General features: G+C 48.7%; 12 protein-coding genes. 8 read left to right on the top strand and 4 right to left on the bottom strand.

Going from position 1 to position 11,781, the window contains the following annotated elements; translation table 11 throughout:
• Positions 1-33 precede the first annotated feature (33 nt).
• A complete protein-coding gene (gene hemB / locus ACN4EG_RS25655; protein ID WP_431633143.1) occupies positions 34-1,011 on the bottom strand; it encodes a porphobilinogen synthase in 978 nt (325 codons plus the stop codon).
• A gap of 136 nt (positions 1,012-1,147) precedes the next feature.
• On the opposite strand from hemB, the gene ACN4EG_RS25660 reads away from it, so the two are divergent.
• The gene (locus ACN4EG_RS25660) at positions 1,148-1,576 is read left to right on the top strand and encodes a Fur family transcriptional regulator (protein WP_431633132.1); all 429 of its coding nucleotides are present in this window, start codon (positions 1,148-1,150) and stop codon (positions 1,574-1,576) included.
• A gap of 220 nt (positions 1,577-1,796) precedes the next feature.
• On the opposite strand, the gene ACN4EG_RS25665 is transcribed toward ACN4EG_RS25660, so the two are convergent.
• Complete coding sequence (locus ACN4EG_RS25665; protein ID WP_431633133.1) at positions 1,797-2,648, bottom strand: tetratricopeptide repeat protein; 852 nt, start codon at positions 2,646-2,648, stop codon at positions 1,797-1,799.
• 297 nt (positions 2,649-2,945) lie between these two features.
• On the opposite strand from ACN4EG_RS25665, the gene ACN4EG_RS25670 reads away from it, so the two are divergent.
• The gene (locus ACN4EG_RS25670; protein ID WP_431633134.1) at positions 2,946-3,275 is read left to right on the top strand and encodes a hypothetical protein; all 330 of its coding nucleotides are present in this window, start codon (positions 2,946-2,948) and stop codon (positions 3,273-3,275) included.
• Here the strand turns inward: ACN4EG_RS25670 and ACN4EG_RS25675 are convergent.
• Positions 3,272-3,991, bottom strand: a complete 720-nt coding sequence (locus ACN4EG_RS25675) for a M56 family metallopeptidase (protein WP_431633135.1) — start codon at positions 3,989-3,991, stop codon at positions 3,272-3,274. The two genes, ACN4EG_RS25670 and ACN4EG_RS25675, sit on opposite strands and share 4 nt — an antisense overlap.
• Before the next feature lie 818 nt (positions 3,992-4,809).
• Between ACN4EG_RS25675 and ACN4EG_RS25680 the strand changes: the two genes are divergently transcribed.
• From ACN4EG_RS25680 to ACN4EG_RS25705, 6 genes are read left to right on the top strand one after another with little or no spacing between them, the layout of a single operon-like run.
• A complete protein-coding gene (locus ACN4EG_RS25680; protein WP_431633136.1) occupies positions 4,810-5,307 on the top strand; it encodes a DUF2231 domain-containing protein in 498 nt (165 codons plus the stop codon).
• Positions 5,307-5,912 (top strand): DUF2231 domain-containing protein, encoded by a 606-nt coding sequence (locus tag ACN4EG_RS25685; RefSeq protein ID WP_431633137.1) that lies wholly within the window; start codon positions 5,307-5,309, stop codon positions 5,910-5,912. Before ACN4EG_RS25680 ends, ACN4EG_RS25685 begins: the two co-directional genes overlap by 1 nt.
• A gap of 8 nt (positions 5,913-5,920) precedes the next feature.
• Entirely contained in the window at positions 5,921-6,847 is a 927-nt protein-coding gene (locus ACN4EG_RS25690; RefSeq protein ID WP_431633138.1) for a cytochrome c oxidase subunit II, read from the top strand.
• Complete coding sequence (gene ctaD, locus ACN4EG_RS25695) at positions 6,844-8,526, top strand: cytochrome c oxidase subunit I (protein WP_431633139.1); 1,683 nt, start codon at positions 6,844-6,846, stop codon at positions 8,524-8,526. Before ACN4EG_RS25690 ends, ctaD begins: the two co-directional genes overlap by 4 nt.
• Positions 8,513-9,148 (top strand): cytochrome c oxidase subunit 3, encoded by a 636-nt coding sequence (locus ACN4EG_RS25700; RefSeq protein WP_431633140.1) that lies wholly within the window; start codon positions 8,513-8,515, stop codon positions 9,146-9,148. Before ctaD ends, ACN4EG_RS25700 begins: the two co-directional genes overlap by 14 nt.
• 9 nt (positions 9,149-9,157) lie before the next feature.
• Positions 9,158-10,669, top strand: coding sequence for a GMC oxidoreductase (locus ACN4EG_RS25705; protein ID WP_431633141.1), 1,512 nt, complete (start codon positions 9,158-9,160; stop codon positions 10,667-10,669).
• A 133-nt stretch (positions 10,670-10,802) separates the two neighbouring features.
• Here ACN4EG_RS25705 and ACN4EG_RS25710 read toward each other — a convergent pair whose 3' ends face one another.
• A complete protein-coding gene (locus ACN4EG_RS25710) occupies positions 10,803-11,318 on the bottom strand; it encodes a helix-turn-helix domain-containing protein (protein ID WP_431633142.1) in 516 nt (171 codons plus the stop codon).
• Positions 11,319-11,781: the final 463 nt, after the last annotated feature.

Consider the following 11,781-nt stretch of genomic DNA (forward strand, 5'->3'; position numbering starts at 1 on the left):
CCCCACTCCCCATTCCCCATTCCCTACCCCCCTCTACCCCAACATCAACGCCACTTCTTTAGCGAAATAAGTCAAAATCAAATCCGCCCCGGCTCGCTTCATACTCGTCAGCGTTTCTAAAATCACCTTCTGCTCGTCAATCCAGCCCTGTGCCGCAGCGGCTTTGATCATGGCGTACTCGCCGCTGACGTTGTAGGCTGCAATAGGTAAATTGGTGTGCTGTTTGATCTGGCAAATAATATCTAGATACGCCAGCGCAGGCTTAACCATCAAGATGTCGGCACCCTCTGCAATATCGAGAGCCACTTCCTTAATGGCTTCTCTCGCATTGGCGGCATCCATTTGATAGGTCTTCTTATCACCAAACTTAGGTGCAGAATCCAGAGCATCCCGAAACGGCCCATAGTAGGCAGAGGCATATTTGGCAGAGTAGGCAAGGATGCCCACGTTGATCCATCCGGCTGCATCGAGTGCCTTGCGAATCGCACCTACTCGACCATCCATCATGTCTGAAGGCGCAACAAAATCAGCTCCGGCTTCTGCCTGCACCAGCGCCTGTTTCACCAACACGGCAACCGTTTCATCGTTGAGGATTTTGCCATCCTGCACAATGCCATCATGTCCCTCACTACTGTAGGGATCGAGGGCAACATCGGTGATAACCAGAATATCGGGAACGGCTTGTTTAATGGCTCGCACCGCACGCGGAACCAAACCATCAGGATTGTAGCTCTCAGTACCTGCGTTATCTTTCTGGTCGTAGGGGATGAGTGGGAAAAGAGCGATCGCTCCAATCCCCAACTCATACGCCTCCTTGACCTCATCTAGTAGCAAATCCAGCGTGTAACGATAGCAACCAGGCATGGAGGGCACTTCTTCCCGCTGCCCCTCTCCTTCCATCACAAACAGCGGATAGATCAAATCTTCGACCCGCAGAACATTCTCCCGCACCATCCGGCGCAGGGTTTCAGTGCGGCGCAACCGCCGGGGACGATGGGCGATCGCTGGCATCGTGGAGTTGACCGGACTTCCAGAATCAGTGGGATCAGTTTCTATCTGCGGAGTTTGGAGTGAAAGCGTTGAGGTTTCAGTCAGGCTCATAGTACAATGAGAATGATTATCATTCGCTTATTCTACAGCACTCGCCGTGAAAAGTGACTCCTCCTCTCAAGAAAGTGCAACCCCTTCACCTCGTCTGACTCACAATCAGCAAGCAGTGCTTGATTTGCTGCACCAGCAAGCGGATGCCCTCTCCGCTCAGGCGTTATATGGTCTGCTACGTGAGCGACAGGCGATCGGACTAGCAACCGTGTATCGGGCATTAGAAACATTGAAATTGTATGGATTGATCAAAAGCCGGACGGGGGCTAACGGCCAAGCACTCTACAGTCCCGCTGTCTCCGATCAGCACTACCTCACCTGTTTACAATGTGGTCAGTCTTTTCCCCTCGACCATTGCCCAGTACAGGAATTGGAAACGCACTTACAACCCTCAGTGCCGTTCAAGGTTTACTATCACACACTAGAGTTTTTCGGTCTCTGTGAACCCTGTGTTCAAAAGGCAGAAGTGGAATAAGCGGGCGTGAGGTAGTCCTATTTCTTAAAGGATGAAGAATAATCAGACTTCGTCGAAAGCTTTGTAGCAAAGACCTTTCAGCTTAAGGTTATTTTCTCTATCCTTTACGTCAGGGCACGACCAAAGCTTTGTGGTAAAGGTTCACCAGATTTTAGGCGATTTGTCTCTGTCCTTTATAGAAGGGCACTACCCAACAACGTAATCGTCCTCCTCTTCCGAGTTATCCAATGGTGGATGGAGAAGCTTGTATTTTTTGGAGCAGATCGAGGGTCTGTCGATGGGCAGTGGCGTTCCCTTGACTGAGAAACTGCTGAGCCGCCTGACGCAGATCTGCGATCGCTTTGTCCTGATCTCCTAACTGATGTTGAATCAAACCGCGATTAAGATACGCCTGAGCGTAGCTAGGATCAATCACTGTAACCTGACTAAAATCCTCTAGAGCCGCAGTTTCATTCCCTAAACGGTGATAAGCATATCCCCGATTAAATAAGGCTCTAGCATCGCTGGCATGATAGCGAATTGCTTGAGTCAAGGCAACGATCGCCGCTCGATCTTGACCCAACATCAAGTGAGCCACTCCTTGATCGTTATAAATCAAGGTAATGGATGCGGTATCCAGGGGTGAAACCTGTCGTAAGGCTTCACCATAGTCTACAAGCGCTTCTCGATACTGACTTTGCCCAACGTATGCCAGCCCCCGATTGTAGTAAGCCCGATGATCATGGGGGGTGATCTGAAGCAATTGAGTGAAGTCAGTAATCGCCATTGTGTATTCCCCTAGTCGATAGTGAGCAAGCCCCCGGTTTAGGTAGGCTTCAGCATTACTAGGCGTCAATGTGATCGCCGCTGTACAATCCGCGATCGCGCTTGGATAATCATGTAATTCAATGTAGCTCAGACAACGATTGCCATAGGCTGCACCATAGTTTGTATCTACTTGAATTGCTTTCGAGAATGCTTCAACAGCAATGGAATAGTTGCCATCTTGAAATGAAGTTACTCCTTCCTGAAAATAGAGTTTTGCAGGACTTAAACTGCTTTGAGATGTGGCTGCGAATACAGGTAGTATCATCAGAGACAACGAAATACTCACTGCAATCAAAAAACTGAATATAGAGTGATAGAAGGGCATCATTTCCATTCGTCCATCTTTGCATTTAGTGCATGTATTAATTTCTATCTGTACTTTAGAAAAACGCATCTTTGCTCAAGATGACTAATCAACTGGGATTCGTCAAAAGACTGACGGTCAAACCTGACAATATAGTTACAAGGACAGAGTTGAGATTCAGTATGACGCTGTGTCTTTTGACAGATCTCAACTTAGTCTTGTATGTTTTCAGGGCTATACCGATTCAAACTGAATTTTATGACTGATGAACAACATAAATCTAAGAGATTCAAGTTTTTAGAGGTAGGTCTTGCACCTCACGGTGGCATTTTCTCAATCGGAGTTTCCCCTCACGGATTAATTTCGATCGGTGCGATTCCCCATGGATTGATTTCAATTGGGTTAGTCCCAATGGGTGTCATTTCCATTGGATTTGTCTCAATGGGGCTGTTCAGTGCCGGAATCATCACAATGGGATTAGCTAGTTTCGGTAAAGTCAATATGAGCTTAAAATCGCTCAATCCAGTTGAGATGCAGCAGCAACCCTCGGAGACAGAGATGCGTCCCCATCATCACATGTCTCACTAAAAAGCCGTATAAAAATGACAATCAATCGCAAGGAACGGAATTAGCGTTGGCAAGAGTGAACCCCATAGTTTCCAACTAGACTGGTTCATTGAGATTGGTTCACCCAAGAGTGCTTCAATTCTTTCAATTAGACGGCTTTTCAACGCAGCATGATTGAACGCAATACAGCCATCTTCAGGCAATATAGGTGTGTTTTGAGCCACCAAAAGCAATGCTTCTGCCAGCAGGAAAGGATTTGTTTGTAAGGCAGCGTATTGATCGGCTCGCAATTCTCGTAGCAAGAGAAGCTCTTGCCAAATCGCTTCTGTTCCAGGTAGCCAGTTCGTCGTTCGACGCACCCACCCTAGCCAGAAGAACCAAAACGGATCTCGGTAGCGAGAGTGTGCCTGTTCATGGACGAGAACCGCTTCAATATGGCACGGTTCTAGAACAATGAACAATCCTTTACTAACCACCAGTGTCGATCGCCAGAACCCAATTTGAGCACTGTAAGGCAGGGAAAAATCAACAATACGAGTAGTTATGCCATGTAGACTCATTTCAGGATAAAGAGTCACCTGTTGAAGCATCCATTTCCCACGCTGCATCAGATGAAACCAAAGCAGCAATGCCCATCCCAAAAAGACAACACAAACCGTACCGCTCAACGTTTCATCCCATGACCAGACCATAGAATTGCTTAACATCTGCAAAGGAATCGAGATCGCAGTTGTCAAGAGCAGCAGTGGGGGTAAAAGAAATTGCCTCAGGGCAGAGTGCCAGCGATCGCCCCATTGCCCGTTTGACTCAATCCAAGTTGCCCGAAGGAGCCAAACCGATCCAGTCGTGATCAGGAGTATTAATAGAGACATAACAGTCTTTCTGCGAATCCGCAAAGTTGCTTGCTGCTTGAGGGGATAAAATCTAAAGCAAAATCAAATACTAAACAGCAAAATCATCTCAGTCATATTGAAGACATTAAACACAAATCAATTACGATTCTTAGTTCAATACCTAAGAGTTTTTGAGATGAGTTGCAACTTTAAAGCATTGAAATGATTAATCTGAAGATGTCAAAAGATTAGCTCTTATTTCCGTAAAATCCTGAGTTTAACCCTGAATTAAATCAAAGATATAGAGAGATGTCAAAAGACGGTTTGTCAAATTTACCTAAGACAAGTCGTCGTATTTATAACGGTAGGATTGAGTCTTAAAAAATCCCTAAAAACTTATCCAGACCAAGGTTTTACTGAGTAAGCTACGGAAGAGTTAAAGCACCATCAACTACTGCGATAGTAGTCTGGACTGAGCATTGGTTATCTCCAGAATAATCGAGATTCCCAATCAGTTTAACTCAATCACCAAAGAGATAAGAGATAGGAAGCTGTAGCGAATATGGAAAATATTGTAGGTGAGCAGATTCTCATAATTCTAATACTTATCACTCTAGACTTTGTGATTTTTATTGAGTTGCTTTCAATGATACAGACTCATCTCTGTTTTGTATTCTAAGCTCTACTTGACTAATAGGGCTTTTTCACTCTTAGTTTTAACTATGCTGGAGTATCTTCCCCCGCTTAATGATCACAATTTGCCTTATCCAGACACGATGCATCCGATCGTCGTGCATTTTGTGATTGCCATGGTGTTATTTGCGGTATTCTGCGACGTCCTAGGCTATTTCACACGCAATGTCCGGTTTTACGAAGTGAGTTGGTGGAATTTGTTTTTTGCAACCATTGCAATTTTTATTGCCATTATTTTCGGGCAAATTGAAGCGGGTCTAGCAGAACCCTACACTGCCGCAGAACCCACGCTAAATTTGCATACTCTTCTGGGTTGGTCACTCTCTGGCATTATTGCAGCGATTACAGCGTGGCGGTATATTCTGCGCTCCGGTAACCCCAAGGCGTTGCCCCTGCCATTCTTGGGGGCGGGCCTTGTGTTGGTTGGGTTGGTGTGTCTTCAGGTTTATCTCGGAGATATCCTGGTCTGGATCTATGGGCTACATACGGTTCCCGTTGTGGAAGCTGTGAAGGAGGGGATTCTGTAATGGATCTGAACTTAATCGATCAGATGAAAGATCACTTAGGTCAGAATGGCTTACCCTATGCCATTCCCATCCATCCGAACTTAGTTCATTTAACCCTAGGGCTGTTTATTGCCGCGATCGCCTTTGATATCGTCGGTGTGTTATTTCCCCTGGAAAAACCTGTTTTTAAGTTCCTGGCCATTCCCGCAAGCCGATCGAACTTCTTCGATGTGGGGTGGTATAACATCGTCGCTGCGGCCATCATTACCTTTTTTACTGTTGCCGCTGGGTTCTATGAGATCTTGCTAGCAACGCCGCCCGCCGATGTCACCAGTGCCTGGGGGTTGCAGGCGATGGAAACGATGCTCTGGCATGGAGTCGGTGGGGTAGTGTTACTCCTGTTGATTGTAGCAATGACGATTTGGCGTGGGTTTCAACGGTTTCTCTGGCGCAAAGACCAGGCCCAGCAAGTGCAATGGAGCTATCTCCTAGCAGGGATGGGGATCTTTGCATTGATGTTTGTTCACGGGACGCTAGGTGCGCAACTGGCGGCGGAATTTGGCGTGCATATCACTGCCGATCGTCTGTTGCGCATCGGGGAAGATCCCAATTTGCTGTTGCGGTGAAGGGTGGCATGAGTAGAGGCACAATCTTAACCCTGGGCATCGTGGCGATCGCCCTTGCCCTCATCAGTCTCTGGATGGGGCAACAGTCCTATTCCTGGTTTCCGCCCCAAGCATCCGCTGAATCTCTATTGGTGGATCAATTATTTAGTTTCCTGGTGACGCTGGGAACTTTTATCTTTCTAGGCGTAGTCGGAACGCTGACCTATGCCGTTCTGTTTCAGCAGGCAAGTAAGTATGACTTCAGTGATGGGCCCCATATTGAGGGCAATGTGACTCTGGAAATCGTCTGGACAGCCATTCCCTTTGTTCTCGTGATCTGGATTGCAGGCTATAGCTACCAGATTTATGACCAGATGTCGATTCTAGGACCGATGGAGCATGTTCATAGGGGCATGGCAACGGCAGAGACAGCCCCGTTGATGGAATCAGCGGTACCCATTTCCGGTCAGAAACCTATAGAACATATTGACGTTTATGCACGGCAATGGGCATGGGAATTCCATTATCCTCAGTCCGCCATCACCAGTACCGAATTACATTTACCCAATCGCCAGCGCATCAAGCTTGCACTGCATTCTGAAGATGTGCTCCATGGCTTTTTTGTACCTGCCTTCCGCGTCAAGCAAGACATCATTCCTGGGCAGGTGATTGAGTTTGAATTTACCCCGATTCGGGAGGGTCGCTATCGCCTGCGGGATTCACAATACAGCGGTACTTATTTTGCCGCCATGCAAACCGATGTAGTGGTGGAGTCTCCAGAGGACTACCAGCAATGGCAGGCAACAGTAGCTACGCAAGCACCTACTGCTGCCTATAACCGCGCCTTTGATGAATACCAGCGTGCTCACAACCCGATTAGTACGGGCTGGAAAATCGTCGAGCCTGCCCCTCCCCCAATTGTTAATGCTCCCAGCGTGCAAGTGAGTACCCCATGACAAAGCTTTCGGTTGATGAAATCGCCCAGATTGAACAACCGCTCCCCGGTGCGCCCAATAACTGGAAGCGGTTCTTTAGCTTTAGTACGGATCATAAGGTGATCGGGATTCAATATCTGGTTACCTCTTTCTTCTTTTTCTTAGTAGGCGGCATCTTTGCCATGATTATTCGGGGTGAGTTAATTACCCCAGAAGCTGATCTGCTCGATCGCGCTGTGTACAACGCCATGTTCACCATGCACGGCACGGTGATGCTGTTTCTGTGGACATTCCCGTCCCTAGTGGGGCTATCCAACTATCTGGTGCCTTTGATGATTGGGGCAAAAGATATGGCATTTCCGCGCCTCAATGCTGTTGCGTTTTGGATGGTACCCGTATTTGGGGTCATCTTGATGGCAAGTTTCTTGGTTCCTGGAGGACCTTCCCAATCGGGCTGGTGGGCTTATCCTCCCGTGAGTCTCCAGAATCCAACCGGAAATCTGATCAACGGACAGGTGCTATGGATTCTAGCAGTGGCAATCTCTGGTGTATCGTCCATCATGGGAGCTGTGAACTTTGTCACCACGATCGCGCGGATGCGAGCACCAGGCATGACCTGGTTTCGGATGCCCGTATTTGTCTGGGCGGTTTTTGCCGCGCAGATCATTCAACTCTTCGGCTTGCCTGCGCTGACTGCCGGAGCCGTGATGTTGCTGTTTGATCTGACCATCGGCACCAGCTTTTTTGATCCCGCTAAGGGTGGCGATCCAGTGCTATTTCAACACTTCTTCTGGTTCTACTCCCACCCCGCCGTGTATGTGATTATTCTGCCGATTTTTGGCATTTTCTCAGAAATCTTCCCGGTCTATGCTCGCAAGCCGCTGTTTGGCTACAAAGTCGTGGCCATCTCGTCTCTGATTATTACGGGTTTGAGCGGCGTTGTCTGGGTGCATCACATGTTTGCCAGTGGTACACCGGGCTGGATGCGGATGGTATTTATGGCAACGACCATGTTGATTTCTGTACCCACGGGCATCAAGGTCTTTGCCTGGGTTGCTACGATCTGGGGCGGCAAACTGCGTCTGAACACGCCCATGTTATTTGCCCTGGGTGGATTGGTGATGTTTGTCTTTGCAGGGGTGACGGGCATCATGCTGGCATCGGTTCCCTTTGACATTCACGTCAACAATACCTATTTTGTTGTCGGTCACTTCCACTATGTGATTTACGGTGCAGTAGTGATGGGGATGTATGCAGCGCTGTATCACTGGTTCCCAAAAATGACGGGACGCATGTATTCAGAAGGATTAGGCAAGTTGCATTTTGTGTTGACCTTCATTGGTACAAATCTCAACTTCTTCCCTATGCATCCCCTGGGATTGCAGGGAATGCCCCGACGAGTTGCCTCCTATGACCCAGAGTTCGCCTTCTGGAATGTGGTTGCCAGTCTGGGTGCATTCTTGTTAGGCATATCCACCTTGCCCTTTATTTTGAACATGATTGGCTCTTGGGTGCAGGGTGAAGCGGCTCCTAAAAATCCCTGGCGGGCGATCGGGCTGGAATGGCTGGTCTCCTCGCCGCCCACGGTTGAAAACTTTGAAGAATTACCGATCGTAATCGCAGAACCCTACGGCTACGGCAAATCGGAATCACTAGTTGCCAATCCAGACCGGTTGGAGGTTGCCCATGAATCCCATTGAAGTCAATGCCTCCTTAAACACGAAAGGCACAGCCGATTCGTCATCGGAGATCCACATCAGCACAGAACATCACCACGACGAAGCGGGCAACAGTATGTTTGGCTTCATCGTGTTTCTACTGTCGGAAAGTGTGATTTTCCTCAGCTTTTTCACGGGCTATATCGTCTACAAAACCAATGCTCTAGACTGGTTGCCTCCCGGTGTGACAGGACTGGAAACCCGCGAACCTGCTATCAACACCGTTGTTCTGGTTTCCAGTAGTTTTGTGATCTATATTGCCGAACGGTTCCTGCATGTCAAAAATCTCTGGGGATTCCGGTTGTTCTGGCTATTAACGATGGCAATGGGCAGTTATTTCCTCTATGGGCAGGCAGTAGAATGGCGCAGTCTGTCGTTTAGCTTTACCGATGGCGTATTCGGTGGCACCTTTTACCTGCTTACTGGATTTCACGGGCTGCATGTGCTGACGGGGATTTTATTGCAGGCGATTATGTTGGTGCGATCGTTCATCCCCGGTAATTACGATCGGGGTGAGTTTGGGGTAGCGGCAACCTCTCTGTTCTGGCACTTCGTCGATGTCATCTGGATTATTTTGTTTGTGCTGATTTATGTGTGGCAGTGAGGTGATCTCATGATTATCGATGACCAAATTTATGATCTGATCATTGTTGGCACGGGTGCAGGTGGAGGCACACTGGCGGCGAAACTGGCTCCCACAGGTAAGAAAATTCTGATCCTGGAGCGGGGCGATTTTATGCCCCTGGAAGAACAGAACCGCAGTAACGTGGATATCTTCAAACGGGAACGCTATCATGCTCCAGAACAGTGGTATGACACTGCCGGAGAACCGTTTTCGCCTCAGATGAATTATGCGATCGGCGGCAACACCAAAATCTATGGTGCAGTACTGACGCGATTCCGCGAACGGGACTTTGAAGCCGTGAATCACCAGTCGGGCATCTCACCGGAGTGGGGAGTCAAATATGCAGAATTTGAACCCTATTACACAGCAGCCGAGCAGCTTTACCAGGTGCATGGGCAGGTAAGTGCTGACCCCACCGAACCGCACCACAGCCAGGACTATCCCTTCCCTTCCATCTCCCATGATCCGCAGATTGAGACAATTGTAGAAGCGCTGACCCAGCAAAGTTTGCACCCTGCTCCACTGCCCTTGGGATTAACGCGGCAAACGGATGATCCCACCAGTGATGCTGAAGTGAGTGGCATTGTTCCTGCCTTGAAGCATCCGAATGTCACGCTGAAAACAGGTGCTAAGGTTGTCTGCCTGCATACCAATCCATCGGGTCGGGTCGTGAAGGGCGTAGAAGCTACAATCGCCGGACAATCCTATCTGTTTCTGGCGGATCTGGTAGTGCTGTCCTGTGGAGCCGTTAATTCGGCGGCTCTGCTGTTACGATCGAGCAGCGATCGCCACCCCAACGGTTTAGCAAACAGTTCCGGTCTGGTCGGTCGCAACCTGATGAAAAGTTTGATGACGGTCGTGGTGCAACTGAGTACCAAACCCAATTCGGGTTCCTTTCAAAGAAGCGTATCTGTCAATGATTTTTATTGGGGCGATCGCGATTTTCCTTACCCAATGGGACACATTCAAAACGCGGGTGGTTTACTCACCGATATCATCTTCGCGGAAGCCCCGCCGATGTTCTCAGTTCTGGCAAAATTCATGCCTGGTTTTGGACTGAAGCAACTAGCCACCCACTCGATCGGCTGGTGGGCACAAACGGAAGATTTACCTGATCTGAATAATCGAGTTCGGGTCGAAGGGGAGAAACTGTATATCGACTACACCCCTAATAACCTGGAAGCCCACGATCGCCTGATTTACCGCTGGACAGACATGCTCAAAACCATTGAAAAAGAACTGGATGGGTTTCAGCGAGGTGTGATGCATCCGCGTGGTGAAATTCCGATTCAGGTCATGGCAAATCAATGTGGCACCTGTCGGTTTGGCGAAGACCCAAAAACATCTGTGTTAGATCTGAATTGTCGCACTCACGATATTGATAATCTCTATGTCGTCGATAGCAGTTTTTTTCCATCCAACGCTAGCGTTAGTCCTGCTTTGACCATCATTGCCAATGCGTTGCGTGTCGGCGATCATTTGATTGAACGGTTGCACTAAATGACTAAGCGGTGGATGCGATACGCTTAGGAAAGCAATGAATTCCCTGGACGCGATCGCCATGCTTTCCACCACAACTGCAACAACCCCTGCCTATGAGGTGGTCTGGGAAAAACTGCCCGATGATTTTGCCCTACCTAATGACCCTGTCGAGCAGCCAGAGTTTTTTAAACAGGACAACCTCCTGTTCATCTTGCTCGGCACTCACCGGACGGGGCACTTTCAGTTTTGCCTTCAGCCGATAGCGCACATGCTGATGGACAACAGCATAGCTTGCCTGGACCCCGTGTTCGGTGGCTAACCACTGCTGAATCTCGCCATAGCTCGTGAATCCATGTTCCGCTTGTTGTAAGCGCGCTTGTAAGGTGTCACTCACTGCCTGGGCAATCTGTCCTTTGCGTCCTTGATCCGGGGGAGGTGCCAGCAATTGCTCCAATCCCCCGCGTCGATACTTGCCGACCCAGCGTTGGACTGTGGTTCGGTCTCGTCCAATCAAGGCGGCTGCGTGAGTCACGCTCTCAGCTTGGTGCGTTTTGAGCAGGTACAACACCTGCAAACGCTCCCAATAGCACGGTTCAGTTTGGCAGCGCATCAGCTCTTTCAGGGTTTCACGGCTTTCAGCTATATCCAGGGTACAGACGCCAACCATATTGTCTTTTGACGGTGAATAACGCTTACTTTTTTATTTGTAGCACTCGTTTATTCATTTGGTATGAGGTTCCGTAAATCCGGCGTTCACGAAGTGTGTTCGCAGAACAGTCGCATCATGCTGCTGCCAGATCAGCGATTTTACCGTAGAAGTGCCCAAATAGAGGAGGGGCAAGGTTGTGTCGTCGGTATGCTTTGGGTTGCCTCTACACTGGCTACTGGTTGAGCGAGAATCAACCCATAGTAGAAGTGTTCCAGAGCTATCTCAGCCCTAACCTTCCAGCAAATAAACCTCTGATTCAGGCGGGAGAAAATCGGGGTCAGGCTTTGCCCTGTTTAGAGGTGTTACAGCTGCTTGACTGACAAAACTAGAAAGCCGGAATGTGCTTGAGGACAGTGAATTCACGCTGCAAGGATTGTTCCGATTGACGGTATGAAGCCATAGTGGGTTCAGGGTCTGGAGC

Source organism: Alkalinema pantanalense CENA528, assembly GCF_050753345.1.
In the GTDB taxonomy this organism is placed as follows: Bacteria; Cyanobacteriota; Cyanobacteriia; order Leptolyngbyales; family Leptolyngbyaceae; genus Alkalinema; species Alkalinema pantanalense.

Coding starts and splice junctions, on each gene's coding strand:
- hemB (WP_431633143.1), bottom strand. CDS start 1,011: ATGCCAGCGATCGCCCATCGTCCCCGGCGGTTGCGCCGCACTGAAACC.
- ACN4EG_RS25665 (WP_431633133.1), bottom strand. CDS start 2,648: ATGATACTACCTGTATTCGCAGCCACATCTCAAAGCAGTTTAAGTCCT.
- ACN4EG_RS25670 (WP_431633134.1), top strand. CDS start 2,946: ATGACTGATGAACAACATAAATCTAAGAGATTCAAGTTTTTAGAGGTA.
- ACN4EG_RS25680 (WP_431633136.1), top strand. CDS start 4,810: ATGCTGGAGTATCTTCCCCCGCTTAATGATCACAATTTGCCTTATCCA.
- ACN4EG_RS25685 (WP_431633137.1), top strand. CDS start 5,307: ATGGATCTGAACTTAATCGATCAGATGAAAGATCACTTAGGTCAGAAT.
- ACN4EG_RS25690 (WP_431633138.1), top strand. CDS start 5,921: ATGAGTAGAGGCACAATCTTAACCCTGGGCATCGTGGCGATCGCCCTT.
- ctaD (WP_431633139.1), top strand. CDS start 6,844: ATGACAAAGCTTTCGGTTGATGAAATCGCCCAGATTGAACAACCGCTC.
- ACN4EG_RS25700 (WP_431633140.1), top strand. CDS start 8,513: ATGAATCCCATTGAAGTCAATGCCTCCTTAAACACGAAAGGCACAGCC.
- ACN4EG_RS25705 (WP_431633141.1), top strand. CDS start 9,158: ATGATTATCGATGACCAAATTTATGATCTGATCATTGTTGGCACGGGT.
- ACN4EG_RS25710 (WP_431633142.1), bottom strand. CDS start 11,318: ATGGTTGGCGTCTGTACCCTGGATATAGCTGAAAGCCGTGAAACCCTG.